We start from the raw sequence: 25,782 nt of genomic DNA, 5'->3' as shown, positions 1-25,782 counted from the left end.
ACGCGTGACCGCCGCAGGCAGCTCGCCCGCCCCCGAACAGCCCACCCCGCCCTCGGTCGACGCCGCGCGCCTGGAGCGTGCGCTCTTCGAGATCAAGCGGGTCATCGTCGGCCAGGACCGGTTGGTCGAGCGGATGCTCGTGGGCCTGCTGGCCCGGGGGCACGTGCTCCTCGAGGGCGTGCCCGGCGTCGCGAAGACCCTCGCCGTGGAGACCCTCGCGACCGTCGTCGGCGGGAAGTTCTCCCGGCTGCAGTTCACCCCCGACCTGGTGCCGGCCGACATCATCGGCACCCGCATCTACAAGTCCGGCCAGGACACCTTCGCCACCGAGCTGGGGCCGGTCTTCGCCAACTTCCTGCTCGCCGACGAGATCAACCGGGCCCCGGCCAAGGTGCAGTCGGCGCTGCTGGAGGTCATGGCCGAGCGGCAGGTCTCCATCGGCGGCGTCACCCACCCGCTGCCCGACCCCTTCCTGGTGCTGGCCACCCAGAACCCGATCGAGAACGAGGGCGTCTACCCGCTCCCAGAGGCCCAGCGCGACCGCTTCCTGCTCAAGGTGCTCGTCGACTACCCGAGCCCGGAGGAGGAGCGCGAGATCATCTACCGGATGGGCTCGACCCCGCCGGAGGCCCAGCCGGTGCTGGGGCCCGAGGACGTGCGCCGGCTGCAGCGCACCGCGTCGGAGGTGTTCGTGCACCACGCGCTCGTCGACTACGTCGTCCGGCTGGTGGTGGCGACCCGGGCGCCGAACGAGCACGGGATGCCCGACGTCGCGAACTGGGTCTCCTACGGCGCGAGCCCGCGCGCCTCGCTGGGCCTGATCGCCTCCAGCCGTGCTCTGGCGCTGATCCGCGGCCGCGACTACGTGCTGCCGCAGGACGTGCTGGACGTGACCGGTGACGTGCTGCGGCACCGGCTGGTGCTCTCCTACGACGCGCTGGCCGACGGCGTGCCGGCCGACCACATCGTCAAGCGGGTGGTGCAGAGCGTGCCGCTGCCGCAGGTCACCCCGCGGCAGCGCGCCGCCGGCTACGGGCCCGGTTCCCCCGGCGGGCCGTCGGTGCCCGGCTTCGGCGCCTCGTCCTTCGGTCCGTCGCAGGGCAGTCCGAACGGTGCTCCGCAGGGCGGCGGTCGTGCCGACGGCGGCTTCGGCCCGCAGCCGGTGTGACCGGCCCGGACCCCACCGGCCGGGCGCCGGGCGACGGCGCCCCGCCGCACTTCGGCCCCGGCAGCAACTCGGCGGTGCTGCTGCGCCGCCTCGAGCTCACCGTCCGCCGTCGGCTGGACGGGCTGCTGCAGGGCGACCACCTGGGGCTGGTGCCCGGCTCGGGCAGCGAGGCCGGTGACTCCCGCACCTACCACCCCGGGGACGACGTCCGGCGGATGGACTGGCCGGTGACCGCGCGCACCCAGGTGCCGCACGTCCGGGAGACGATTGCCGACCGGGAGCTGGAGACCTGGGTGGTCCTCGACCTCTCCGCCAGCCTCGACTTCGGCACCGCCGAGTGCGAGAAGCGGGACCTGGCGATCGCCGGCCTCGCGGCGGTCAGCCACCTGACCGTGCGCGGCGGCAACCGGCTGGGCGCCGTCGTCACCACCGGCGAGCGGGTCGACCGGTACCCGGCCAGCCCCGGGCGGCTGGCCGCGGACCGGCTGCTGCGGTCCGTCGTCGCCACCCCGCGGGCCGCGGCCGGCCGGCGCGGCGACCTCGCCAGCGCACTGGAGTCGCTGCGCCGCCCGCCGCGGCGGCGTGGCCTCGTCGTCGTCATCTCGGACTTCCTCGGCTCGGACGCGCAGAGCACCGCGGACTGGGAGCGCCCGCTGCGGGGGCTGTCGGCCCGGCACGACCTGCTGGCCATCGAGGTCGTCGACCCGCGGGAACTGGAGCTGGCCGACGTGGGGTTGCTGACCGTCGTCGACCCGGAGACCGGCCAGACGCTCGAGGTGCCCACCGGGAACGCGGAGGTGCGCCGCCGGTTCGCCGAGGGCGCCGCCGCCCAGCGGCGCGAGATCGCCGCGGCCCTGCGCCGGGCCGGTGCCGGGCACCTGAGACTGCAGACCGACCGCGACTGGCTGACCGACGTCGTCCGCTACGTCGCCGACCGCCGGCGCGCCGGCAGCGGAGGGGCTTCCCGATGACCTTCCAGTCCCCGTGGTGGCTGGCCGGGCTGCTGGCGGTGGTGGCCCTCGTCGGCCTCTACGTGCTGCTGCAGCGGCGCCGCGCCAAGTACGCCGCGCGCTTCACCAACGTGGCCCTGCTCGGCTCGCTCGTGCCCAAGCGGGCCGGGTGGCGCCGGCACGTCGCGTTCGGGCTCGTCGCCCTGGGGCTCGCGGTGCTGGTCGCCTCGCTGGCGCAGCCGAGCACCGAGGTCCGGGTGCCGCGGGAGCGCGCGACGGTGATCATGGCCGTCGACGTCTCGCTGTCGATGCGCGCGACCGACGTCGAGCCCGACCGCTTCCAGGCCATGCAGCTGGCGGCCGAGGAGTTCGTGGAGGTGCTGCCGGAGCGGATCAACCTGGGGCTGGTCGCCTTCGCCGGGACGGCGGCCACCCTGGTCACCCCGACGACGGACCGGGAGGAGGTGCGCACCGCGATCGAGAACCTCGAACTCGCCGAGGCGACGGCGATCGGGGACGCGATCTTCACCTCGCTCACCGCCATCACGAACTACCAGGCGACGCTGGCCTCGGAGGGGATGGAGGCGCCGCCGGCCCGGATCGTGCTGCTGTCTGACGGGTACAGCACCGTGGGCCGGGAGGCGACCCAGGCGATCGACGCCGCGATCGACGCCTCGGTGCCGGTCTCCACGATCGCGTTCGGCACCGACTACGGGACGCTGGACATCAACGGCGAGCGGGTGCCGGTGCCGGTCGACCGGGCCACGCTGGAGCAGATCGCCGAGGAGACCGACGGCAGCTACAGCGAGGCCGCCAGCGCTGCGGAGCTGTCGGAGGTCTTCGAGGACCTGGGCAGCCAGATCGGCTACACCACCGAGCCGCAGGACATCAGCCCGTGGTTCGTCCGCGGCGGCGTGCTGTTCGCGTTCCTCGGCGTCGTCGCGTCCCTGCTCTGGACCAACCGGCTGCTGTAGGTCCCTCCCCGGGTGCGCCCGGGGAGGGACCGGTGCTCAGCGGTTCGGGTCGAGGACGAGCTTGCCGGTGGTGCGGCGGGCGAGGAGGTCCTGGTGGGCCTCGCGGACGGCGGTCAGCGGGTAGCGGCCGCCGGAGACGGGCTTCAGGCTGCCGTCGGCGACCATCGCCAGCAGGTCGGTCATCGCGGCGTCCATCATCTCCGGCCGGGTCATGCAGTGCGCCAGCCAGAACCCGATGACCGCCCGGCTGGTGCCCATCAGCGCGGGGACGGCGACCGTGGCGGGGGCCTCGCGCCCGGCCATGCCGTAGGCGACCAGCCGGCCGAAGGGCGCCAGCGCCGACAGCGACCCGTCGAACACGTTGCCGCCGGTCATCTCCAGCACGATGTCGACTCGTCTGCCGCCGTTGGCCTCGCGGAGGGCGGCGGTGAAGGCCTTCGGGTCGTCGTTCGCCAGCGCCGGGTCGACGGTGGCGTCGGCGCCGAGGGACGCGGCGAGCTCCCGCTTCTCCGGGCTGGAGGCGGTGGCGATCACCCGGCCGGCGCCCCAGCGCTTGGCCAGCTGGATCGCCAGGGTGCCGACCCCGCCGGCGCCGGCGATGACGACGACGGACTCGCCCTCGGCCAGGTGCGCGGAGGTGCGCAGCAGGTGCCAGGCGGTGGCGCCCTGCAGGACGACGGCCAGCGCCTGCTCGTCGGTCACCCCGTCCGGCACCGGCCAGGTCAGCCGCGGGTGCGCGGCGACCTGCTGCGCGTAGCCGCCGCCGGGCAGCAAGCCCACCACGCGCTGGCCGCCACCGGCCGGGGTGCCGACGAACTCGGCCCCCGGGATCAGCGGCAGCTCCTGCTTGGCGAGGTAGCTGTCCTCGGTCTGGTGGGTGTCGGCGAAGTTCACCCCCGCCGAGCTGATGTTGAACAGCTGCTCGCCGTCCCCAGGGGTGGGGTCGGGCAGGTCGACGATGTCCATGACGTCGGGGCCGCCGAAGCGGGTGATCTGCACTGATCGCATGAAAGGGAGGTTAGAGAGGCGGCTATGCGGGTGGTGGCATGGGAGGGGCGCCTGCTTGGGACATGCGGCGGGCCTGTGGACGGTGACCCGACGACGATGGTGTCTACGCTCCGCGCATGGACGTGAGCAGAGCGCTGGAGCAGCACATTGCGGTGTTCGGTGAGGGCGGCAGCGGCAAGACGGTCCTGATCTCCTCGTTCTACGGAGCGACCCAAGAGCCCCAGTACCGGAAGCAGAGTCTCTTCCACGTCGTGGCCGACGACATCGGCCAAGGCGCTCGGCTGCACCGGAACTACCTCGGCATGAAAAACTCAGCGCAGTTGCCCGCTCCCAACCGCTTCACCGGGACGTCCTACTCCTTCTCGATCAAGCTGAAGGACGGGTCCGGCACTAAGGCGATGAAGGACAAGCCGTTCGACGCCCTGCGCCTTGTCTGGCACGACTACCCGGGGGAGTGGTTCGAGCAAGACGTGAGCGGGCCCGAGGAGGCACAGCGCCGAGTCGACACTTTCAAGTCCCTGTTGGGCTCGGATGTCGCACTCTTGCTGGTGGACGCTCAGCGGTTGGTGGAGAACGCCGGGCAGGAGGAGCGATACCTGAAGTCGCTGTTCGCCAACTTCCTCAACGGGTTGCTGTCCCTCAGGGACGACCTGCTCGAGGACGGGAAGCCGCTCATAGAGTTCCCGCGTATCTGGGTGCTGGGGCTGTCGAAATCCGATCTGTTGCCAGACCTAGACGTGTTCGCGTTCAGAGATCTCGTCATCGAGAAGGCAACCGATGACCTTGATGCACTGCGCCAGGAGCTCGCCGGACTGGTGGAGGCCAAGGACGCGCTGTCCGTCGGCGAGGACTTCGTGCTGCTCTCGTCAGCGAAGTTCGGCGCAGAAAGGATCGAGGTCAGCGAGCGGATCGGTGTCGACATGGTCCTGCCCCTGGCCGCCATGCTGCCCTTCGAGCGCCACATTCACTGGGCCCAGACCAAGGAGCTTCAGGGGAAGGTGGTCGAGATGCTGCTGCGCGGCGCTGGCCCCCTGGCTGCTGCGTTGGTCGGGACCAAGAGCAAGTTCCTCGGGGTCGTGGGGCTCGTGCTGAACATCGTCGGACCCAGCTTGGCCGAAGCGGCCGGGTTGACTGGGGACAAACTCAAGGAGGTCAACTCAGAGGCGCTGGCCAAGCAGGACCACCTGCGAGCCACGCTGACCCGCTTCGGGATGGACCTCGACCGGGGCGAAAAGGAGCGGATCCTGCTCAGGAGTCTCCGTTGAGCCTGATCTGGGCCACGCGCGGCCGTGCGTGGGGTTTTCGGTTCCTCCGGAATGACGCCTCCGGGGATCCGCTGGTGCTTTACGACGCCGCCTTCTCCGGTCTTGAAGACTCGCCGGAGGCATGCCGTCGTGTGACTGCGACCGAGGCGCAGCCCGAGATGGTGGCGCTGCGCTTTCCGGACCCGGGAGGCCGGCGAGACCGGGCCGGCAGGGTGATTCCGCACGACTTTGTCGTCCTCGGTGCCCTGGCCGACGAACTCGACTCGATCGAGACGGGGCGTCAGCGGATCTGGCCGCTCGTCGCCGAGGACTTCCAGCGGGTCTGGGAGCTGCCACAGCCGTCACCGGCCAACGAATAGTCCTCAGGCCCTGCGACACTCCTCGCTGGTCGGACGTAGGGCTCCGAGGGAAGTGTCGATCAGAGAGTCGATCAAGCCGCCCAGCACGAGTTCAGTCATGGCCGTCTTCGCGTAGATGCTCATGAGACCCCGCCCTGCTCTTAGGTGGCCCTTCTCCAGGGCGGTCGCCAGGAAGTTCGACGCGCATCATGATCGCGCCTGGCGACAGCTCTTCGAGCTCTGTCCAAGTCGGCTCAGCGGGCACGGTCGCTAACAATCCATCGATCATGAAGAATGCGGAGGCTCCAAGAGGACTGTCGGCCTCTTTGGTGGCTCGTACGAGGAGGTCGAAGCCCACTGGGAGTCGGGCGGGGGCGCTCGTGAGGGCAAGGTGCTTGCTTCGCTGGTTCGCGACGTACCAGGCTACGGATCCGTCAACCGATACGTGAGCCACGGCAATCAGACCTTGCTCGGGCGGATCGGTAGGCCACGTGCGTGCATCCAGATCCATCATGGCCCGGCGGTAGGCTGGCCACGCCTCCTCCAAGTCATCCAGAGCTTCGACCAGCAGGATCGTCAACGGATGACCAGCATCCTGCTCTCGGGCAGGAACCATGAGGCGGAAACTCCTGAGCCCATAGATCGCGGCCAGAGGGCAGATCGCCAACGCTGGTCCGGTCCGAACGATCTGTCGGCCACCGATCAGGTTTTCGGTGCCGTACCCGCCACCGGCACCGGCGTGGATGACGCCAGATGCCACCTTGTACGGCGCGTACAGATGCTCGTGACCGTGCGCGCGGGCCCGGCCTGCGAGGTCGCCTCGGGCCCACCCGTTGACGAAACGTCTGCCGTAGCCCTCATCCGACACCAGCTCCGCGTACGTCTCTTCGGCGCTTGCCCGGTAGCACCGGCGACGATCCTCCTCAGCGGCCCGCTCTTCCGGCGTTAGCAAGTCTTCACCGAGTGACAGGCCGGACTCCAGATAGGCCGTGACCCACAGATGGTCCATGTATCGCTTGTCCGCGCTGCCGTCCGTGGTGACGTCGAGGAAGGCGATCGCCGACTCGAACACCGCGCGCGCGGCCCGCATCGCTGGACGGCCATGACCGGCGATGGCCGCAGCCAACAGATCAAGAAGGTCGTTGCACCCTTGACTGAAGATGGTAGGAAAGCTTTCCGCGGGACTGGGCTCGCCGTCGTAAACAACGTCCAGGTAGTTGAGAAGGGCGTCGGCGACCGAGTCGGCGGCGAGCGTGAACGCTGGCGCCGATTCGGCTACCTCATCCCGCAGGCCGACCAACCGCTGTCGGAGGCGCGAATCACCCACTGTGTTCATGCATCCAGTCTGTCGACGCGCAGGACTCGTCGCCAGTTGCTCGTCAGCTGTGGTCGGGAAACCCAGCGACGTAAGCGTCGATGCACGTGTGCAGGAAGGCGATGGAAAGGGGGGCCACGTCCTCGATCGGGACGTCGCCGTGTTCGTCGAAGCTGCCTATGTCCTTCTCCACCTGAATCCAGATTGGTGGATCGACAGGAGGATCTCCAGCGCTTCCTGGAACAGATCGACGTCCGGTTCAGTGTCGACGTCCACGAGGTACCTGACGAGCTCATGCGTGAGGTCGTGTCGATGCGCATATATCGCATCGAGCCTCTTCCTCTGCTCGGTGGTGATCGCTTCCATGTCCTCGAGCCAGAGCAGGGAAGCTTGGAAGGGGCGCTTGGGTGCTCGCGACAGGACTGACGCATCGTAGTCCCGTTTACCGGACTCGCCGAGGAGCCACATACCGTCGCGCAATGGGCTGTAGCCAAAGAAGCTCTTCACGTCATCGAGCACAGTGCGCTTGATCTGCTCGTGCGTGAGTTGGTATAGGCCAGAGAAGGCAAGCGTCGCGCGAATGTGATCGGGGGACAGTTTTGCTTCAATACGGCGGGCGTACTCCGCTGGGTCATCCTCGTGACGCACCAGTGTCTGCCCCCCATTCGTGACTGCCCTTGAGGATGCCAGCAAAGGGACAGATTGGCAGGAAGGCGGCTGGTCGTCACGTCGAGCCCCTGGCCGGCAGGACGTCGCAGACCAACTTCTGCGGACAGATTAGTTGGCCGACGCCGGGTGGTGGGTGTCGGCGAAGTTGACGCCGGAGGAGGAGATGTCGAAGAGCTGCTCGCCGTCTCCAGGGGTGGGATCGGGCAGTTCGACGATGTCCATGACCTCGGGGCCGCCGAAACGGGTGATCTGCACTGATCGCATGCAGGTGAGGCTAGGCGCGGCCCAGAGGTCCGCAGTGCCGAGGTCGGCAGTGCTTGCGACCGACCTGCCCGGTCAGCACACCTAGAACTCGGCCCGGACACCGGTCAGGGCCTCGGTGGCCGCCCACAGGGCGCGGGCGGTCTCCTCGTCCAGCCCCTTCCGCGCCTGGCGGCGCACCGTCGGGTGGCCCTTGACGCTGCCGAGGCCGTCGGGCCCGACGTAGGCGTTGCCCCGCACGTCCTGGGTCGCGGCGAACAGCGTCGGCAGGGCGCCGTGCTCGACGTCGTTGAGCAGCGGGCCTCCCAGGCGCAAGACGAGCTTCTGGCTGGAGTGGTCGACCAGGCCGGTGTGGGCGATGCCCGGGTGGGCCAGCACCGAGCGGACCGGGCTGCTGATCGCGGTGAAGCGGCGCTGCAGCTCCAGGGAGAAGAGGACCTGGGCGAGCTTGGAGTCCCGGTAGGCCTGCATCGGTCGGTAGGTCCGCGTCCTCCAGTCCAGGTCGGCGACGTCCACCTTCCCCAGACGGTGCAGCTGGCTGGTCACGCTGACCACCCGACCGGTGACGTGCGGCAGCAGCAGGTTCGTCAGCACGAAGGGGCCGGTGTAGTTGGTCGCGGTCTGCCGCTCGAGGCCGTCCGCCGTCCGCGCGGCAGGGGTGTCCATGACCCCGGCGTTGTTCACCAGCACGTCCAGCGGCCCGGTCCACGCCGCGGCGAACTCCCGGACCGACGACAGGTCCGACACGTCCAACCGGCGGACGTCGAACTCGCCGGCCAGCCCGGCGACCGCGGCCCGGGCCCTGTCCGGGTCGCGGACCCCCAGCACCACCCGGGCGCCGGCCCGGCCCAGCTCCCGCGCGGTCACCCAGCCGATGCCCCGGCCCGCGCCGGTGACCAGCACCGTGCGCCCGGTCGAGTCCGGCAGGTCTGCCGCCGTCCACTCGCTCATCTGAACTCCTCCTCGATCGTGCCGACGGCATCAGTGCACGGCAGCGCGGGCGCAGCAGAAAGGACACGCCCAGCCACTGATCAGCAGTCAGTGGCTGAGGACGCTGCCGGCCGCGACGATGGGGGCGACGACAGGAGGACCATGGGGCGGTCGGTGGACCGGGCAGCGCTCGGTGACTTCCTGCGCGCGCGCAGGGAAGCACTGAGCCCGGAGGACGTCGGGCTGGTCCCAAGGGTGCGCCGGCGCACCCCGGGGCTCCGGCGCGAGGACGTCGCCGAGCTGTGCGCGATGTCGGTGGACTACGTTGCCCGCCTCGAGCGCGGCGACGGCCCGCAGCCCTCGGCGCAGATGGCCGCCGCGCTGGCCCGTGGCCTGCGGCTGACACTGGCCGAGCGCGACCACCTGTTCCTGCTCTGCGGGCACCGGCCGGCGTGCCGGGAGCTGCGCGGCCAGCACGTGGGCCCGGCTCTGCTGCGGGTGCTCGACCGCCTCGCTGACACCCCTGCCCAGGTGATCGGGCCGGCCGGCGAGACGCTGCTGCAGACCCCGGCGGCCGTCGCCCTGCTCGGTGAGCAGACGCAGCACGCCGGCCTGGCGCGCAGTGCGACCTACCGGTGGTTCACCGACCACGGTGAGCGCGCGCGGTACCTGCTCGACGACCACGAGCTCAACGGCCGGGTGCAGGTCTCCCAGCTCCGCGCGGCAGCGGCCCGGGACGGCGCGGACTCGCGGGCGGCGCAGGTGGTCGCCACGTTGCGGCGGGACAGCGCCGAGTTCGCCGAGCTCTGGGACCGGCACGAGGTCGGGCTGCGGTGGAGCGACGCCAAACGGTTCGTGCACCCGCAACTGGGCCGACTCGACCTGCACTGCCAGACCTTGCTGGACCCCGACCAAGGGCAGTCTCTGCTCGTCTTCACCGCGACCCCGGGCACCGAGGACGCCGAGAAGCTGGCCTTGCTCGCCGTCCTCGGCACCGACCGTTTCCCGATCGGCTGACCCCGGCCCTCCGGGTACAGCCGGCCGTCGGTCAGCCGCCGGTGAGCCGCTGCAGCCGGGTGGTCAGCGCGGCCCGCCGGTCGGCATTGCCGTGCAGCTCCACGTACCGCTGCCCGAAGCCGGCCAACAGCGTGTCGTCCAGCCGGCGCACGGCACCCGGGGGATAGCGGTAGTCCATCCGGGCGGGGATGCCGCTGTCGTCGGCGCCGCGCAGCACCTCGCCCAGCTCCACCAGGCTGGTCACGCCCAGCTCCAGGAGCAGGCCGGAGATCCAGGTGTAGTGGTCCGGACGCGACCAGCCGGCGTCGGCGTACTGCCCGGCCAGGAACGCAGCCAGCTCGCGGGGCGCGATCCGGGGGTCGTCGGGGTCGGTGTCGTCGACCTCGTCGGCGGGAACCGGTGCCCGGAGGCGCTCGCGGATCGCGGTGAACTCCTGGTCGGCCAGCTCCAGCAGCCCGGCGGCCAGGGTGAACCGGCGGTCGAACTCGGAGGCGTGCTCGGCCGGCACCGTGCCCTTGTAGCGGATGTCGTGCTCGAACTCGGCCCACGCGTGCTGCAGCACCGTGCGCACCTGCACCTGGACCACGCGCCCGACCAGCTCCGGCAGCTCGGCCACCCGGCCCGGGTCCACGCCGATCAGCAGGTGCCGGCTGGCGTAGCCGAACCGGCCCTGCTGCGCGGTCCGCCGACCCATGTCGCGGTCGTCGAGCACCCGCACCTGCGCGGCCAGCAGCTCGGCGACCGCCTCCACGTCGCTCTGCACGTAGGTGATCACCCGCACGCCGATCTGGTCGGTGATCTCCCGCGCCGGATCCGGGTAGGCGAGCACGCCGTCGACCGTGCGGGCCGCCTTCTCCGCGAACGAGGCGATGGTCTTGGTCCGCCCGGTCACCGACAGGTAGTTGATCCCCGCGTCGTCGAGCACCCCGGTGACGAGTGCGAGCGCCTGCGCCCCGGCGACCAGGGTCTCGGGCCGGCCGTCGGCGTACGCCTGGATAGCCTGCTGCACCGGGTCGGCCGCGGGTGCGGCGACCCAGGGGCCGGGCTGCAGGTCCGGCGGCAGGGTCGGGGTCACGATGGCGCCGCCAGCCGCGTCGCCGTAGGTGGTCACCTCATCCGGGCGCCGGACGGCGATCCATCCCACGTAGGCGCACACCACGGCGTCGACCTGGTCCTCCGCCACCCGCAGCTCGCTCTTGCGGGTGGCGGCCTGCACCTGCTGGCGCAGCCCGGCGAACGGTGCTCCGAGGTCGAGCTCGACCACCGCGCCCAGCAGGTCGATGAGCAGCAGCAGCTCCGCGCGCATCTGCTCGAGCACCCGGCCCGGCTTGTTGTTGTACTTCAGCGTGCGGCCCAGCCGGAACAGCGCCACCGTCGCCGCGTGCGGGTAGACCTCGATCCCACGGCGGTCGCGGCCCGAGCGGGGATCGAGGTCCAGCCGCAGGCGCCGGCCGATCCGCCCGGCCCGGGTGTCACCATCGGTGAACTCTGGTTTCCCGGTGTTCGTCGGGTACGTCCCGGCCTGGAACCTCGCGAAGTCGGCGTTCAGCGCCCGCTCGGCGGCCCGGTTGCCGGTGGCGTTGGTGACCACCAGCGGGGCGTCGATCGCCACGATGCACGGGCCGACGGTGAACGGTGCCAGCGCGGTCTCGATCTGCTCGTCGGTACGCACCGCGCAGACGTGCACCAGCCGGCCGGCGTCGTCGAGCACGGCGAGGCCGGTGGGCTGCTTGAGCCCCCAGGCGAGGTCGATCCCGATGTGCTGCACGGGGTCAGCTTGCCCTGCCCCACACCTCGTCGGGGCTCCTCCCGCGGGAGCCGAACCGGTGACGCTCCGTCGCCGACGGCCGGAGTGCCGCTCGTGCTCACCTGGGTGGTCCGATCGACAGGTCGCTGCCGCCGGTCGACCAGCGCATCCGCCGCTGGGCGAATGGGTTAACCGACGCGAAACACCAGGGGCTGAACGGCGAAACGACCCGCTCCTAGCTTCAGCCCGACCCCATGCCGGGACGGCACCCCACCCCGCCGAGGGTGTGGCTGAGATACGGAGCACCTCATGACCTTCCGCCACCGCACCGTGCGCACCGGAGCACTGCTGACCGCCGCCGCCCTCGTTCTCACCGCATGCGGGTCCGACGACGGCGAGTCCGCAGCCGCCAGCGGCGGGGAGGGTGACCTCGGCGACCTCACGCTCCAGTTGTCGTGGATCAAGAACGCCGAGTTCGCCGGTGAGTTCTTCGCCGACAGCCAGGGCTACTACCAGGACGCCGGGTTCGGCTCGGTGACGATGGACCCCGGTCCGGGCGCCATCGAGACGCTCGTCGCCACCGAGGACGCCGACTTCGGCCTCAGCAACGCCGTCTCCACCGCCCAGGTCATCGCCGAGGAGGACGCGCCGCTCAAGATCGTGGGCACCAAGTTCCAGAAGAACCCGTTCACGATCCTCTCGCGCGCGGACGGTGGGAACATCGCGACGCCCCAGGACCTGATCGGCAAGACGATCGGCGTGCAGGCCGGCGGCAACGAGACGCTCTTCGACGCACTGCTCGAGGTGAACGGCATCGACCCGGCCGACGTGCAGAAGGTCCCCGTCGAGTACGACCCGGCACCGCTCGTCGACGGCGAGGTCGACGGCTTCCTGGCCTACCTGACCAACGAGTCCATCACCGTCCAGTCGCTGGGCATCGAGGTGACCAACCTGCCCTTCGCCGACAACGGGCTGCCCTTCGTCGCCGAGTCGGTCATCACCACCGACCGCATGATCGCGGAGGAGCCGGAGAAGGTGAAGGCGTTCCTCGAGGCGGAGATCCTCGGCTGGCAGGACGCGCTCGCCGACCCCGCGGAGGGCGCGCGGATGGCGGTCGAGGAGTACGGCAGCGATCTGCAGCTGAACATGCAGAAGGAGCTCGAGCAGTCGGAGGTGCAGGCCGGCCTGATCGTCACACCCGACGTCGAGGCGAACGGCCTGTTCACCATCTCCGACGAGCTGATCGAGCAGAACATGACCACGCTCGAGGCGGCCGGCATCGACCTCGAGGCCGCCGACCTCTTCGACCTGTCGCTGCTCGAGGAGCTGCTCGAGGAGAAGCCCGAGCTCACCGAGCTGCCCTCCTGACCCGGCCGGACGCGACGGAGACGTTCGACATGGCCCAGGTTGCAGAGGCGTCGACGAGCGCTGGTACCGGGGGCGCAGCTCCCTCGATCGGCACCGGCGTGCGGATCGACCACCTGAGCAAGACCTTCCGGGTCGGTCGCCGGACGGTGGCCGCCCTGGAGGACGCCACCCTGTGGACGGACAAGGGCAGCTTCCTGTCGCTGCTCGGCCCGTCCGGCTGCGGCAAGTCCACGATCCTGCGGATCCTCGCGGGGTTGGAGGAGCCGACGTCCGGCTCGGCGCTCGTGGAGGGCCGGACGCCGCTGCAGCTGCGCCGCGGCAATGAGCTGGGGATCGCCTTCCAGGACTCCGCCCTGCTGCCGTGGCGGTCGGTGTTGTCCAACATCCGGCTGCCCTTCGAGGTCTCGGGGCAGAAGCCGGACGACGCGCTGGTGGGCGAGCTGATCAAGCTGGTCGGCCTGGAGGGCTTCGAGAAGGCGAAGCCGGCCCAGCTGTCGGGCGGCATGCGCCAGCGCGTGTCGATCGCCCGTGCGCTGGTCGTCACCCCGTCGGTCCTGCTGCTCGACGAGCCGTTCGGCGCGCTGGACGACATGACACGGCAGCGGCTCAACGTGGAGCTGCTGCGGATCTGGACGGAGAAGCCGGCGACCACGCTGATGGTCACCCACAGCATCTCGGAGGCGGTCTTCCTCTCCGACCAGGTCGCCGTGATGAGCGCGCGCCCCGGGCGGGTCCAGGAGGTCCTGCAGGTCGACCTGCCCCGACCGCGGACCCCCGACCTGATGCGGACACCGGAGTTCCACGCCCTGCACGACCGGGCCTCGGAGCTGCTGTTCGGCGGGGCGTCCGCCGTGCCGGGTGAGGGCTGAGCGTGCACCTCTCGCGTGAGTCCATCCGCTCCCTGCGCACCAGCGCGGTCGGCATCCTCGCGTTGGTCGCCGTGTGGTGGCTGGCCGCGCTCACCGTGCTGTCCGGCGCCCGGGTGCCGACCCCGGACGGCGTGTTCACCACCGCGGTCCAGGCCGGCTGGGGCTTCTGGTCGCTGCACTTCGGGATGACGCTCCAGGAGGCCTCGGTCGGCTTCCTCTACGGCACCCTGGCCGGGCTCGTCGTCGCGTCGCTGGTGCTGCTGTTCCCCGTCGCCGAGCCGGTCCTGATGCAGGTGGCGGTGATGAGCTACTGCGTGCCCCTGGTCGCCATCGCCCCGGTGCTGTTCATCGTCATCGGCAACCCGGACGAGGGCGAGCGCTCCGGCACCGCCACAGCACTCGCCGCCCTGGCGGTCTTCTTCACCACGGTCGTCGGCACCGTGCTCGGGCTCCGCTCCGCCGATCGGGCCAGCCTCGACGTGGTGCGGGTCTTCGGTGGCGGCCGGGTCCGGCAGCTGCAGAAGGTGCAGCTGATCTCGGCCCTGCCCTCGATCCTCGCCGCCATGCGGATCGGCGCGCCGGCTGCCTTCCTCGGCGCGATCCTCGGCGAGTACGTCGGCGGAGTGCAGCGCGGCGTCGCGCTCATCCTCAAGATCGCCCAGCAGAACGTCGACGTCGAGCAGGCGTGGGCGGTGGGGATCGGCTGCGCACTGGTGGCCGGGGCGGTCTACGCCGTCCTGGGTCTGGTCGGCCGGGTGGTCACGCCGTGGTCGAAGGGCGCGGCCTCGTGAGCACGATGCTGCCCGGTACCGACCGGGTCACCGGCGGGACCGGGTCGCTGCTTCGCTCCGTGCTCCGCCAGGTGGCCACCACCGTGCTCGTGCTGGGTGTGGTGGTGCTCCTCTGGATCGCCGCGCTGCGGGTCTGGGACGTCTCGACGTACGTCGGCAAGACCCCGGCGGAGGTGTGGACCAGTCTCTTCGGGGACGCGGAGTCGGCCGAGCTGCGCGCGGAGATCTGGACGCTGTTGCAGCAGACGTTGATCGACGCCGCCGTCGGGTTCGCCGCCGGCATGCTGACCGCGATCGTGCTGGCGGCGGTCGTCGTCCGGTGCAAGCTGCTCGAGGGGGCGGTGATGCCGGCCGCGGTGGTGCTGCAGACCGTCCCGCTCATCGCGCTGGCGCCCATCCTGATCCTGCTCGTCGGCCGCGGCTACGCCGTCGTCGCGCTGATGAGCGCGATCGTCGTCCTCTTCCCAGCCCTGGTGAACATCGTGGCGGGGCTGCGCTCGGTCACCCCGCAGATGCGGGACCTGGTGCTCGTCTACGGCGGGTCGCCGTCGACCGTGCTGCTCAAGGTGGGTTTCCCGTCCGCGCTGCCCGCGCTCTTCGCCTCCGTGCGGATCGCGGTGCCCGGTGCCCTGACCGGCGCGCTCCTCGCCGAGTGGCTGGCGACCGGGAAGGGCATCGGTTACGCCGTCGTGTCCGCCGCCAACCGTTCACAGAACACCCGCGTCTGGGCGTTGGTCGTGGCCATCACCCTGACCGCGCTGCTGCTCTACCTCCTCGCCCAACTGCTGGAGACGGCAGTGCTCAGCCGGTTCGGGCGCGCGGTGGGTCAGCGGTGAGCCTCGCGACCAGGGTGCACTCCACGCCCGTGCCGGCCGACCCGGCCATCGACGCGATGGTCGCCGCCCTGCCGAAGATCAGCCTGCACTGCCACCTCATCGGCAGCGTGGCCCCGCAGACGGTGATCGACCTCGCTCGGAAGCACGGCGTCGCCCTCGGCCGGTCCGCCGAGCAGCTGTACGACCACCACAGCTACGCCGACCTCGGGGAGTTCCTCCGCGTGCTGGATGTCGTCGGCTCGCTGATCCGCGACGTCGACGACTTCCGCCAGGTCACCTACGAGTCCCTGACCACCGGCGGCGCAGACCACGGGGTGCTCTACCGGGAGGTGCACCTGAGCCCGCCGGGCCACCCAGGGGTGCCGTACCGCCGGATCCTGGAGGGCGTCCTCGCCGGGGCCCGGGACGCGGAGGTCGACACCGGCGTCCGGGCCGCCTTCCTCGTCGGCCTCTGCCGGGAGCGCAGCGGCGCCGCCGCCGTCGAGCTGGTCGAGCAGGTGGTGGAGCACCGCGCCGAGGACGTGCTCGGCATCGGGCTCGACTACGCAGAGGTCAACGGGCCGCCGGGCCGTTTCGTCGAGGCCTACCGGCTGGCGGCGCGGCACGGCCTGCAGCGGACGGCGCACTCGGAGTCCGGCCCGCCGCAGCACGTCGAGGTCCTGCTCGACCAGCTCGGCTGCAGCCGGGTCGACCACGGCTACCACGTGGTGGACGACCCGGTCCTCACCGCGCGGTGCGTGGCGGAGCGGGTGCCGTTCACCTGCACTCCGGTCAGCTCCGACATCGGTCGCTACTCCGGCAGCGGGGACGGCAGCCACCGCCGGATCGCGGAGATGGTCGACGCCGGGCTCTGCGTGACCATCGACAGCGACGACCCACCGATGTTCGGCACCGACCCGACCCACGACTACCGCGTGCTCGCGCACGCTCTCGGCTACCGCCGCGACCAGCTCGCCGCGTTCACCCGCAACGCCGTCGAGGCCTGCTGGCTCGACGAGACGGACAAGGCCGACCTGCTCGCGCGGGTCGAGGCCGTCGTGTCCACCACCCCCGATGCACCCCCACCCGTCCCGAAGGGCCGAGCATGACCACCGCGTTCCACGTCCCGACCGTCGACATCTCCTCCTACGTCGGCGCCGGCACCCCGGAGGAGCGCGCAGCCACGGCGGCGGCCTTCGACGAGGCAGCCCGCACCGTGGGCTTCGTCCAGGTTCTCGGTCACGGCATCCCGACCGCCGTCACCGACGCGTTCGCGGCCGCCCTCGACGAGTTCTTCCTCCTCCCGCTGGAGGTCAAGGAGCAGTACCGGACGCCGCCGGAGATCAACCGGGGCTACGCCCCTCCCAAGACGGAGTCGCTCAGCCTCAGCCTCGGGCTCGCGCCGTCCAACCGCATGCACGACTTCTTCGAGGCGTTCAACGTCGGGGCTGCGGTGTCGGACTTCCCGGAACTCGACCTGCCCGAGGCCGACTACCCGGAGAACGTCTGGCCGGCCGAGGCCTCGTCGTTCCGCGGTGCCGTCTCCGCCTACTCCGACGAGGCCTCCCGGGTGGCGCGGACCCTGACGACGATGTTCGCCGACGCGCTCGGCCTGCCGGACGGCTTCTTCGAGCGCTACACCGACCACAGCCTCGACGTGCTGAGGATGAACAACTACGCCCTGGAGCCCGGCGCGCTCGAACTCGACGGCGATCTGACCGGCATGGGGGAGCACACCGACTACGGCATCGTCACCGTGCTCTGGGCCGACCAGGTCGCGGGGCTGCAGGTGCTGGGGCGCGACGGGGCCTGGCACGACGTCCAGCCGGCCGACGGTGCGCTGCTGATCAACCTGGGTGACCTGATGGCGCGATGGACGAACGAGCGCTGGATGTCGACCCTGCACCGGGTCAAGCCGCCGATCGTGGACGGCAGCATCCAGCGGCGGCGCAGCGCGGCGTTCTTCCACGACGGCAACATCGACGCCGTCATCGAGACGCTGCCGACCTGCGTGGGCGACGGGTCGCCGTATCCGCCGATCACCGTGGGGGAGCACATCCGCGCCAAGCTCGCCGGCTCCCGGGCGGGTGTGGCCAACACCGAGGCCGAACGCGAGGCCGCCCGGGTGTTGGCAGCGCAGGCCAGCGCCTGACGGCCGGACCATCTCCCTCCGCGACGCGTGGTCCACGCGGTGCGGTGGTCGCGCTCCTGGGCTCGCGTGGTGGCCGTCCCGACATCGTGCGGCGGCTGGCCCCCGCTGTGACGGGCCGACGTGCGTAGTAGACGAGGGCCGGAGGGAGGTTCCGCCACACGGTGCGGCCGACGACGACCTCGTCGAAGCGTGCCTCCAGCTCCCGGCGGAACCGTCGGGCGGCCGGCGTCCACCGGCTGTGGACGTAGGCGAACGTCGTGAGAACGCCATCGGATGACAGACCGGTGAGCACCGCGTCGAGCAGCAGCCCTTGCTGCTGCGATGGGAAGGCAGCCCACGGCAGGCCGCTGACGATGACGTCGGCGTGCGCGATGCCGCGTTCGGAGAGCACCGTGCCGAGGTCGGCAGCATCCGCCGGGACCACCTCGACTGCTGGGTGCCGGGCGGACAGGAACGAGGCCAGCCGTGCGTTGACCGTCCCGTACGGCTTTCCGGAGACTCCGCCGAGCCGCGTGGTCGCCGATCGGTGCTTGACCTTGACACGGTGACAAGGTGCCCACTGCAGCGCAGGAGGTGGTCGTGATGCATGCGACGAACGAGGAACCGCAGCACGTCCGGGTGGTCGGTGCCCTGGCCGCGACGGACGCCTCGGTCCGGCTCCGGGGGGCTCTGGCGATGGGCGCGGAGCCCGACCCCGGCTTCCTGGAGGCGCTCGTCCAGCGGTGCGCGATCGAGTCGGACTTCTTCGTGCGGGACATGCTGTCCTGGGCGCTGACCCGCCTTCCGCCGGAGCTGGTCCTGCCCCGGCTCCGGCGGGAGCTCGACTCCGGGCACGCGCAGGCGCGCAGCCAGGCCCTGCACACGCTGTCGAAGATAGGCGACGAGAGCACGTGGGCCTGGATCACGCGGTACCTGCTGCGTGACGCCGACGACGAGGTGGCCCGGACGGCCTGGCGGGTGGCTGTCCTCCTCGTTCCCGAGGACGACGAGGAGGACCTGGTCACAGAACTGGTCACCCAGCTCGGGCGTGGAGACCGGACGGTGCAGCTCAGTCTGAGCCGGGCTCTCCTCTCGCTCGGCGACGTGGTCCAGCCGGCCCTGGAGGAGGCGGCAGTGAGCGCTGATCCAGGGATGGCTGCGCACGCCCGGGCCACCGCGCTGCTCCTGGAGGACCCGGAGTCCGGGTTCGACGCAGCTCTCGACGAGGCGCGGCGGGTGCTCAGACTGGGCCCGGAACGAGCCGCTCTCGCCGACGAGGCAGCCTCGGGACCCGCCGGGACCGTGGACACTCCCGAATCGACGGAGCCCGTCGAGGCAGCGGAGGCAACGGGATGCTGATCGGCGAGGTGGCCCGGCGCTCCGGGGTGAGCAGCCGGATGCTCCGGCACTACGACGCCCTCGGACTGGTGCGGCCGTCCGGTCGCACCGTCGGCGGCTACCGCGAGTACGCCGCCGACGACGTCCGCCGGATCTTCCACGTGGAGAGCCTGCGATCGCTGGGGCTCTCGCTCGAGCAGGTCGGTCGCGCCCTGGACGACCCGGCCTTCACCCCGTCCGCCCTGGTCGGCGACCTCATCGAGTGGACGGAAGAACGCGTGGAGCGAGACCGCGAGCTGCTCGAGCGGCTCCGCGCGATCGATGCGTCGTCGCCGACGGGGTGGCAGGGCGCGCTGCGCATCGTCGAGCTCATGCAGGGGCTGCACTCGACCAGCGCAGCCCGCAGGCAGCAGGCCGTCCTGGCCCGGCCGGAGGACGCGTCGACCTCCGCAGACCTGCTGGCCGGAGCGGTGCTGGCCGAGTCCGATCCCCATGTCGCCGGTGCCCTTCGCTGGGCCCTGGCCCGATCGGGCGGCGACGGCGTCGCGGCGTTGGCCGCCGGCGTCCGGTCGGGAGACGTCGAGGTACGGCGGCGCGCGGTGTCGGCGATCGGGACGTCGTCCGCGGCCCCGGGCGCGACGGAGGTCCTGGTCGAGGCGCTCGGGGACCCGGACCCCACGGTGCGCGGGCACGCCGCTCTGGCGCTGGGCAGGCGAGGCGTCACCGCCGCGCTGCCGACGCTCGTCGGGATGGTGGTCGAGGGTGCGGACGACATCGAGGCGGCGGAGGTCCTGGGGGCGCTGTACCAGGACGCCGAGTGCGCAGACGGGATCATGACCTCGCTGGTCGACGAACTCGCCGCGCACCCCCAGGACCCCTCGGTGCGCATCCGCCTGATGCAGGCGCTGGTCGAGCTGTCCGGGCCCTCCGCGCTCGCGGTCTTGCGCCAACTCGCTCAGGACGACGACCGCACCGTCGCCCTCGTCGCAACGGCTTTCGTCGGACTCCTCGATGCGCGTAGCCGGGGGAGCGAGTCGTCGTCCCCGTAGCCCGAGACTCGGCGCGGATGGCCTGGACCGACCGCCAGGACGTCGCCGCAGCCGCCAAGAACGCGATCGCCGTGTCCGCCGCGTCCGCGGACCTGGTGCAGGGCACCGGTCCGGGACGCGGCTGAGCGACACGGAGTCAGCTCACGCGCGGCGACCGGACTCTGGGAGTTCTCGACGAGGTCGGGGACCAGCTCCTCGTCGAGCTCGTCTCAGCGGGTGGCCTGGGCCTCGCGGCGCGGGAGCACCCAGTCGGGCCGCACGTAGTGGCACGTGTACCCGAACGGGATCCTCTGCAGGTAGTCCTGGTGCTCGTCCTCGGCCTCCCAGAACGGGCCGGCCGGCTCGACCTCGGTGACGACCTCGCCGGGCCAGATGCCCGAGGCGTCGACGTCGGCGATCGTGTCGAGCGCGACGCGCTGCTGCTCGTCGCTGGTGTAGTAGACCGCCGAGCGGTAACTGCGACCGACGTCGTTGCCCTGCCGGTCCCTCGTCGACGGGTCGTGGATCTGGAAGAAGAACTCCAGCAGCTCCCGGAACGAGATCACAGCCGGGTCGAAGAGGATCTCGACCGCCTCGGCGTGGTCACCGTGGTCCCGGTACGTGGCGTTCGGGGTGTCGCCGCCCGAGTAGCCGACGCGGGTCGAGACCACCCCCGGGCGCTTGCGCAGCAGTTCCTGGGCGCCCCAGAAGCAGCCGCCGGCGAGGATCGCGGTCTCCGTGGTCATGGGTTCCTGCCTCTCTGTCGAGTACGGCAGGACAACACCGCGACCGGTGTCGGTGCTTCCCACCGTCCGCCGATTCCAGCCGCCTGGCCCGGCCGGCGGGATCGCCAGGCGTCCGGGTCGGTCGGGCGCCGCACCCCGGGGCCTCCGTCGACACCGTCACCGCGGGGACGTCGTCGTGCGCCGGCCCGCTCGTCTTCCCCGTGGCCGGCCGGGTCGTGCTGCTGATCGCCGGGGTCTCCAGCACGACCTGTGGCCACCGACCCGGACGACAGCGGTGCAGATGCGACTCCGGACAGCCGGCGTCAGGGGATGATGCGGGCCGCGCGGTACCGCTCGACGTAGCGGAAGAAGCTGTCGCGGCTGTCCCGGCTCTGGGTGAAACCGGCCTTGCGGCTCTTGTTCATGTCGGTCAGCACCTCGATCTCCCGTCCCAGGTCGCTGTCGGTGTGCCACCAGGAGGCGATCCGGCCGAGGTCGGGCTCGACCAGCCCGTGCTCGGCAGCGATGCCGGCCCAGACGTCCTCGGTGCCGGCCATGCTCTCGGTGAGCGGGCGGACCCGTCCTGCGTAGCCCTCCCACTCCAGGCCGAAGTGGGCGGCGATCTGCGGCCACAGCCAGCGCCACCGGAAGACGTCGCCGTTGGCGGTGTTGAAGGCCTGGTCGCGTCCCGTTTCGGAAGCTGCGGCCCAGATGATCTGGTCGGCCAGCAGGTCGGCGTCGGTCACGTCGGTCACGCTGTTCCACTGGGTGCTCGACCCGGGGAAGACGAACGGCCGCCCGGTCTGCTTGCAGATCGCGGCGTAGGCCGACAGCGTCAGCACCATGTTCATCGCGTTGCCCACGGCGAAGCCGAACACCGTGTGCGAGCGGTGGACGCTCCAGGTGAACCCGGCGCGGGCGGCGGCGGCGAAGAGCTCGTCCTCCTGCGCGTAGTAGAAGTTCGGCGCGTCCAGGCGGGGCTCGTCCTCGTGGAAGGGCGTGTCCGGCATCTCGCCCTGCGCGTAGGCCTCGAACGGGCCGAGGTAGTGCTTCAGCCCGGTCATCAGCGCGGCGTGCCGCACCGACCCGGCCGGCTCCAGCGCCTGGAGCACGTTGCGGACGGCGGCGCCGTTGACCGCGATGTTCTCCGCCTCCGTGGCCTGCCGGGTCCAGGCGGTGATCGCGACGAGCTCGGGGGACAGGCCCTCCAGTGCGGCGGACAGGCCGGCCGGGTCCGCCAGGTCCGCCTGGACGGGGTGCACGCCCGGGCCGGGGGCCCGCCCGCTGCGGGAGAGCCCGTGGACGTCCCAGCCCTGTGCGGTCAGTCGCTCGGCGAGGTTCTGGCCGACGATCCCCGTGGCGCCCACGACGAGCGCCTGTCGCGGTCCAGCAGTTGCAGTCACGTGTTCGGTGTCCCCTGTAGGTCGTGCACGCCGTCGGACGGCCCGGCGAGGAGTCGCCGGGTCCGGTGCACGTGTCCTGCCGAGCGTCGCACCGCCCGGGGCTCAGCGTGTGGTGAGGTGGGCGACGACCAGGTCGCCGAGCAGCCTCCGCTGGTGGTCACGGGTCGCCGGGTCGAGCATGTCGCGGTCGAAGATGACCCGGAACGTGTGCCGGTTGGCGGTCCGGAAGACGCAGAACGCGCTGATCACCTGGTGCACGTCGAGCGCGTCCACGTCGTCCCGGAACACCCCCTCGGCCCGGCCGCGCTGCAGGATGGCGGCCAGCACGTCGACGGCGGGCGCGGCCAGGCCGGCCAGCGCCGGCGAACCGGCCAGGTGCTCGGCCCGGTGGATGTTCTCGATGCTCACCAGCCGGATGAACTCGGGGTGCGCCTCATGGTGGTCGAAGGTGAGCCCGGCCAGCTCGCGGATCGCCGCCACCGGCTCCAGGTGCTCGACGTCCACCTGCTGCTCCAGCGCCCGGATCCGGCCGTAGGCCTGCTCGAGCACCGCGACGTAGAGCTGCTCCTTGCCGCCGAAGTAGTAGTAGATCATCCGTTTGGTCGTGCTCAGCTTCTCGGCGATCTCGTTGACCCGGGCTCCGGCGTACCCGCGGTCGGCGAACTCAGCGGTGGCGACGGCGAGGATCTCCGCCCGGGTCCGGTCGGCGTCGCGGGTGCGCTCCACCGGGCGCGCCGCGGCGGCGTCGGTGGGCGGCTCGCTCTCCGGTCGGCGCGCGGTCACGGTCTCCTCCTGCCTGGGTGGACGTGCGGCGGAGCCTATGCAACGCCGGCTCGGAGAGGACCCCGGCGACCGGGCCTCCGGTCCGGCGGGGGGACTGGCGCCCTGCCGTCCGATGTGGTCGGGTGGTCCACAACTCACCACTTGGTACATAAGAGGACAGGGTCCATGCCACCAGCTCGTCCACCGCACCCCGCCGGCGCGGGCGCCGTGCACCCCCGCCGTGGGATCGCCACCGTCTGCCTGTCGGGGACGCTGGAGGACAAGCTCACCGCGGCGGCGGCCGCGGGCTTCGACGGCGTCGAGGTGTTCGAGCCCGACCTGATCGCCTCTCCCTGGTCGCCGGCCGAGCTGGCCGCACGCTGCGCCGACCTCGGTTTGTCGATCGACCTCTACCAGCCGTTCCGCGACCTGGACTCGACCGACCCCACGCGGTTCGCCGCCAACCTGCGGCGCGCGGAACGGAAGTTCGACGTGATGAGCGCGCTCGGCGTGGACACCGTGCTGGTGTGCTCCTCGGTCGCGCCGGACGCCGTCGCCGACGCCGACCAGCTCGCCGAGCAGCTGTCGACCGCGGCGGCCCGGGCCGAGGGGCGCGGACTGCGGATCGCCTACGAGGCGCTCGCCTGGGGCCGGCACGTGTCGACCTGGGAGGCGTCCTGGGACGCCGTCCGCCGGGCCGACTCCGCGGCGCTGGGGTTGTGCCTGGACAGCTTCCACGTCCTCTCCCGCGGCGGTGACCCCCGCGGCTTCGCGGCCGTCCCGGGGGAGAAGGTGTTCTTCCTGCAGCTGGCCGACGCCCCGCAGCTGACCATGGACGTGCTGCAGTGGAGCCGGCACCACCGCCTCTTCCCCGGGCAGGGCGCCTTCGACCTGCCCGGCTTCCTCGGCGCCGTCCTCGCCACCGGGTACCGCGGGCCGTGGTCGCTGGAGGTCTTCAACGACGTCTACCGGCAGTCCGACCCGGCTCGCACCGCGGTCGACGCCATGCGCTCGCTGCAGTGGCTCGAGGAGGCGCTCGCGCTGGCGGATCCGGCCTCTGGTCTCTGCCCGCCGCCGGCCCCGCCGGCGCTGTCCGGGTGGTCGTTCACCGAGCTGGCCGTCGACGGGGTCTCCGGGCCGCAGGTCGGGGAGGTGCTGACGACCCTCGGGTTCACCCACAGCGGCCAGCACCGCTCCAAGCCGGTGCAGCTGTGGGAACAGGGGGCGGCGCGGGTGCTGCTCAACGGGTCCGTCGTCCGGCCCGGGGCACTCGGGGAGGCGGTGGTCTCCGCCCTCGGCCTGGAGAGCAGTGACCCGGTGCGCTCGGCGGTCCGCGCCGAGGCGATGAGCGCCCCGGTGCTGCCCCGCACCCGCGGCGCGGCGGAGGCGGAGTTGTCCGCGGTCGCCGCTCCGGACGGCACGGAGGTCTTCTTCACCCGCACGGTGCCCGACGGCTGGCCGGCGGACTTCCTGCCCACCGGAGTCACACCCGCCCCGGGCGCCGGCCTGACCGGTATCGACCACGTGGCCCTGACCCAGCCGTTCGACTCCTTCGACGAGGCCGGGCTGTTCTACCGGGCTGTGCTGGGCCTGGAGCCGCAGCAGGTGACCGAGCTGGCCGCCCCCTTCGGCCTGGTGCGCACCCGGGCGGTGACCGGGCCCGACCGGGCGGTGCGGCTGACGCTCTCGGCCTCGTCGCTGCGCCGCGGCGGCTGGGCGCCCCGGGTGCCCGAGCCGCAGTACCTCGCCTTCGCCACCGACGACGTCGTGGCCACGGCGGAGCGGCTGCGGGCCGCCGGCGCCCCGTTGCTGCGGCTGCCGGAGAACTACGCCGACGACCTCGAGGCCCGGTTCGACCTCCCGGCCGACCTCCTGGCGGCCGTCCGGGAGCACGGGCTGATGTACGAGGAGGACCCGGACGGCGCCTGCCTGCACCTGGCGACCGAGGTGCTGGGCGACCGGCTCTTCGTCATGGTGGTCCAGCGGCTGGGAGGCTATGACGGGTACGGGAACGCCGATGCGCCGGTGCGGATGGCCGCCCATCGCCGTCAGCGTTCACCGCAGGCGGTGACGCCGGTCCGGCGCACCGGAGTCGAGAGGACGGACGTGTCGTGAACCGGTTGGCCGTGCACCAGTCGGTGGTGCACCCGCGCAGTCCCGTCGAGCTCACCGAGCTGCTGGCCGGCAGTGGCTGGGACTCGATCGGCCTGCACGTCGGGGCCGTGGCCGAGGTCGAGCCCTGGTGGTCCGGCGGGGCGGGCGAGCGCAACCTCCTCCGGCTCGTCGACGAGCTGCTCGAGACCCGGGTGACGGCGCTCGACGTCGGCCGCGTGCAGCTCGACGGCACCCTGCCCGACGACCACGTGCACGCCACCCACGGGCGGGTGCTGGACTTCGGGGCCCGGTTCGGGGCCCGGTACGTGACCGCCCGGTTCAGTGCGGACGACCCGGCCGGACGAGCTGTCGCCGAGCGGGTCGAGGTCTTCGGTCGGCTGGTCGAGCAGGCCCGGCCGTACCGGCTCCTGCCGCTGCTCGCGCCGTTGCCGGTCGACCGCCCGGACCTGCTCGCCGACGCGGCGACCGTCGTGCGGCCGAGCGGCGGCGGGGTCGTCCTGGATGTGCCGGTGGGCAGCTGTTCACCGGCCGAGGTCGAGGCGGCCGTCGACGTGCTCGGTGAGTCCCTCGGCTACGTCCGGCTCAGCGCTCGTCAGGTCGAGCAGGGCGGCGAGGCCGCGGCCGGGCTGCTCGCCACCCTCCCGCCGCACGTCCCGGTCGCGCTCGGCGGGGACGACTCCGTCGGCCTGCTCACCGACGACCCCGCCGCGCGGCTGCAGCACCTGCACGGCCTGGTCGACGAGATGCTCGAGCACCCCCGGGCGCGCGCCCGCCGGCTGACCGCCGGCTGACCTC

25 protein-coding genes are annotated in these 25,782 nt (G+C 71.7%); 16 read left to right on the top strand and 9 right to left on the bottom strand.

The window, feature by feature from the left end; all coding sequences use genetic code 11:
* Nucleotides 1-4 precede the first annotated feature (4 nt).
* From O2W16_RS18895 to O2W16_RS18885, 3 genes are read left to right on the top strand one after another with little or no spacing between them, the layout of a single operon-like run.
* On the top strand, nucleotides 5-1,168 hold the full coding sequence (locus O2W16_RS18895; protein WP_269160371.1) for an AAA family ATPase: 1,164 nt from the start codon (nucleotides 5-7) through the stop codon (nucleotides 1,166-1,168).
* Nucleotides 1,165-2,139, top strand: a complete 975-nt coding sequence (locus O2W16_RS18890; protein ID WP_269160370.1) for a DUF58 domain-containing protein — start codon at nucleotides 1,165-1,167, stop codon at nucleotides 2,137-2,139. The genes O2W16_RS18895 and O2W16_RS18890 overlap by 4 nt, the downstream gene beginning before the upstream one ends.
* Entirely contained in the window at nucleotides 2,136-3,092 is a 957-nt protein-coding gene (locus tag O2W16_RS18885) for a VWA domain-containing protein (RefSeq protein ID WP_269160369.1), read from the top strand. The genes O2W16_RS18890 and O2W16_RS18885 overlap by 4 nt, the downstream gene beginning before the upstream one ends.
* A 36-nt stretch (nucleotides 3,093-3,128) precedes the next feature.
* Here the strand turns inward: O2W16_RS18885 and O2W16_RS18880 are convergent, their stop codons facing one another.
* On the bottom strand, nucleotides 3,129-4,100 hold the full coding sequence (locus tag O2W16_RS18880; protein WP_269160368.1) for a quinone oxidoreductase family protein: 972 nt from the start codon (nucleotides 4,098-4,100) through the stop codon (nucleotides 3,129-3,131).
* A gap of 116 nt (nucleotides 4,101-4,216) precedes the next feature.
* Between O2W16_RS18880 and O2W16_RS18875 the strand changes: the two genes are divergently transcribed.
* Nucleotides 4,217-5,365 (top strand): ATP/GTP-binding protein, encoded by a 1,149-nt coding sequence (locus O2W16_RS18875; protein WP_269160367.1) that lies wholly within the window; start codon nucleotides 4,217-4,219, stop codon nucleotides 5,363-5,365.
* Nucleotides 5,362-5,724 (top strand): hypothetical protein, encoded by a 363-nt coding sequence (locus O2W16_RS18870; RefSeq protein ID WP_269160366.1) that lies wholly within the window; start codon nucleotides 5,362-5,364, stop codon nucleotides 5,722-5,724. Before O2W16_RS18875 ends, O2W16_RS18870 begins: the two co-directional genes overlap by 4 nt.
* A 91-nt stretch (nucleotides 5,725-5,815) precedes the next feature.
* Here O2W16_RS18870 and O2W16_RS18865 read toward each other — a convergent pair whose 3' ends face one another.
* From O2W16_RS18865 to O2W16_RS18850, 4 genes are all read right to left on the bottom strand, one after another.
* Nucleotides 5,816-7,039: a DUF5677 domain-containing protein gene (locus O2W16_RS18865; protein WP_269160365.1), complete on the bottom strand. Its 1,224-nt coding sequence runs from the start codon at nucleotides 7,037-7,039 to the stop codon at nucleotides 5,816-5,818.
* 156 nt (nucleotides 7,040-7,195) lie between these two features.
* A complete protein-coding gene (locus O2W16_RS18860; RefSeq protein WP_269160364.1) occupies nucleotides 7,196-7,666 on the bottom strand; it encodes a hypothetical protein in 471 nt (156 codons plus the stop codon).
* 129 nt (nucleotides 7,667-7,795) lie between these two features.
* Nucleotides 7,796-7,951, bottom strand: a complete 156-nt coding sequence (locus O2W16_RS18855; RefSeq protein ID WP_269160363.1) for a Zn-dependent oxidoreductase — start codon at nucleotides 7,949-7,951, stop codon at nucleotides 7,796-7,798.
* A gap of 81 nt (nucleotides 7,952-8,032) precedes the next feature.
* A complete protein-coding gene (locus O2W16_RS18850) occupies nucleotides 8,033-8,899 on the bottom strand; it encodes an SDR family NAD(P)-dependent oxidoreductase (protein ID WP_269160362.1) in 867 nt (288 codons plus the stop codon).
* Nucleotides 8,900-9,040: 141 nt separating this feature from the next.
* Here O2W16_RS18850 and O2W16_RS18845 point away from each other — a divergent pair, with 141 nt between their 5' ends.
* Nucleotides 9,041-9,895: a helix-turn-helix transcriptional regulator gene (locus O2W16_RS18845; protein WP_269160361.1), complete on the top strand. Its 855-nt coding sequence runs from the start codon at nucleotides 9,041-9,043 to the stop codon at nucleotides 9,893-9,895.
* A 31-nt stretch (nucleotides 9,896-9,926) separates the two neighbouring features.
* Here the strand turns inward: O2W16_RS18845 and O2W16_RS18840 are convergent, their stop codons facing one another.
* A complete protein-coding gene (locus tag O2W16_RS18840; RefSeq protein WP_269160360.1) occupies nucleotides 9,927-11,663 on the bottom strand; it encodes a DUF429 domain-containing protein in 1,737 nt (578 codons plus the stop codon).
* A gap of 288 nt (nucleotides 11,664-11,951) precedes the next feature.
* On the opposite strand from O2W16_RS18840, the gene O2W16_RS18835 reads away from it, so the two are divergent.
* From O2W16_RS18835 to O2W16_RS18800, 8 genes are all read left to right on the top strand, one after another.
* Nucleotides 11,952-13,010 carry an ABC transporter substrate-binding protein gene (locus tag O2W16_RS18835; RefSeq protein ID WP_269160359.1) on the top strand — a complete coding sequence of 353 codons (1,059 nt, stop codon included), beginning with the start codon at nucleotides 11,952-11,954 and terminating at the stop codon, nucleotides 13,008-13,010.
* A gap of 29 nt (nucleotides 13,011-13,039) precedes the next feature.
* Nucleotides 13,040-13,879 (top strand): ABC transporter ATP-binding protein, encoded by an 840-nt coding sequence (locus O2W16_RS18830; RefSeq protein WP_269160358.1) that lies wholly within the window; start codon nucleotides 13,040-13,042, stop codon nucleotides 13,877-13,879.
* 2 nt (nucleotides 13,880-13,881) lie between these two features.
* The gene (locus tag O2W16_RS18825; protein ID WP_269160357.1) at nucleotides 13,882-14,670 is read left to right on the top strand and encodes an ABC transporter permease; all 789 of its coding nucleotides are present in this window, start codon (nucleotides 13,882-13,884) and stop codon (nucleotides 14,668-14,670) included.
* Nucleotides 14,671-14,675: 5 nt separating this feature from the next.
* The gene (locus O2W16_RS18820; RefSeq protein WP_269160492.1) at nucleotides 14,676-15,506 is read left to right on the top strand and encodes an ABC transporter permease; all 831 of its coding nucleotides are present in this window, start codon (nucleotides 14,676-14,678) and stop codon (nucleotides 15,504-15,506) included.
* 14 nt (nucleotides 15,507-15,520) lie between these two features.
* A complete protein-coding gene (gene add / locus O2W16_RS18815) occupies nucleotides 15,521-16,594 on the top strand; it encodes an adenosine deaminase (protein WP_269160356.1) in 1,074 nt (357 codons plus the stop codon).
* Nucleotides 16,591-17,637, top strand: coding sequence for an isopenicillin N synthase family dioxygenase (locus O2W16_RS18810; protein ID WP_269160355.1), 1,047 nt, complete (start codon nucleotides 16,591-16,593; stop codon nucleotides 17,635-17,637). The genes add and O2W16_RS18810 overlap by 4 nt, the downstream gene beginning before the upstream one ends.
* Before the next feature lie 552 nt (nucleotides 17,638-18,189).
* On the top strand, nucleotides 18,190-18,975 hold the full coding sequence (locus O2W16_RS18805) for a HEAT repeat domain-containing protein (protein WP_269160354.1): 786 nt from the start codon (nucleotides 18,190-18,192) through the stop codon (nucleotides 18,973-18,975).
* Complete coding sequence (locus O2W16_RS18800; RefSeq protein WP_269160353.1) at nucleotides 18,969-20,003, top strand: HEAT repeat domain-containing protein; 1,035 nt, start codon at nucleotides 18,969-18,971, stop codon at nucleotides 20,001-20,003. Before O2W16_RS18805 ends, O2W16_RS18800 begins: the two co-directional genes overlap by 7 nt.
* A 209-nt stretch (nucleotides 20,004-20,212) precedes the next feature.
* Here the strand turns inward: O2W16_RS18800 and msrA are convergent, their stop codons facing one another.
* The 3 genes from msrA to O2W16_RS18785 form a co-directional block, all read right to left on the bottom strand.
* Nucleotides 20,213-20,728: a peptide-methionine (S)-S-oxide reductase MsrA gene (msrA, locus tag O2W16_RS18795; protein WP_269160352.1), complete on the bottom strand. Its 516-nt coding sequence runs from the start codon at nucleotides 20,726-20,728 to the stop codon at nucleotides 20,213-20,215.
* 302 nt (nucleotides 20,729-21,030) lie between these two features.
* A complete protein-coding gene (locus tag O2W16_RS18790; RefSeq protein WP_269160351.1) occupies nucleotides 21,031-22,074 on the bottom strand; it encodes an SDR family oxidoreductase in 1,044 nt (347 codons plus the stop codon).
* A 138-nt stretch (nucleotides 22,075-22,212) separates the two neighbouring features.
* Complete coding sequence (locus O2W16_RS18785) at nucleotides 22,213-22,893, bottom strand: TetR family transcriptional regulator (protein WP_269160350.1); 681 nt, start codon at nucleotides 22,891-22,893, stop codon at nucleotides 22,213-22,215.
* 165 nt (nucleotides 22,894-23,058) lie between these two features.
* On the opposite strand from O2W16_RS18785, the gene O2W16_RS18780 reads away from it, so the two are divergent.
* Together O2W16_RS18780 and O2W16_RS18775 are read left to right on the top strand one after the other, a co-directional pair.
* The gene (locus O2W16_RS18780) at nucleotides 23,059-24,987 is read left to right on the top strand and encodes a bifunctional sugar phosphate isomerase/epimerase/4-hydroxyphenylpyruvate dioxygenase family protein (RefSeq protein ID WP_269160349.1); all 1,929 of its coding nucleotides are present in this window, start codon (nucleotides 23,059-23,061) and stop codon (nucleotides 24,985-24,987) included.
* Nucleotides 24,984-25,778, top strand: coding sequence for a hypothetical protein (locus tag O2W16_RS18775; RefSeq protein ID WP_269160348.1), 795 nt, complete (start codon nucleotides 24,984-24,986; stop codon nucleotides 25,776-25,778). Before O2W16_RS18780 ends, O2W16_RS18775 begins: the two co-directional genes overlap by 4 nt.
* Nucleotides 25,779-25,782 lie beyond the last annotated feature (4 nt).

It is taken from the genome of Modestobacter sp. VKM Ac-2984 (assembly GCF_026967985.1).
In the GTDB taxonomy this organism is placed as follows: domain Bacteria; phylum Actinomycetota; class Actinomycetes; order Mycobacteriales; family Geodermatophilaceae; genus Modestobacter.
Note: the sequence above shows the minus strand (reverse complement) of the source record. Positions and strands in the feature narration are given on the sequence as shown.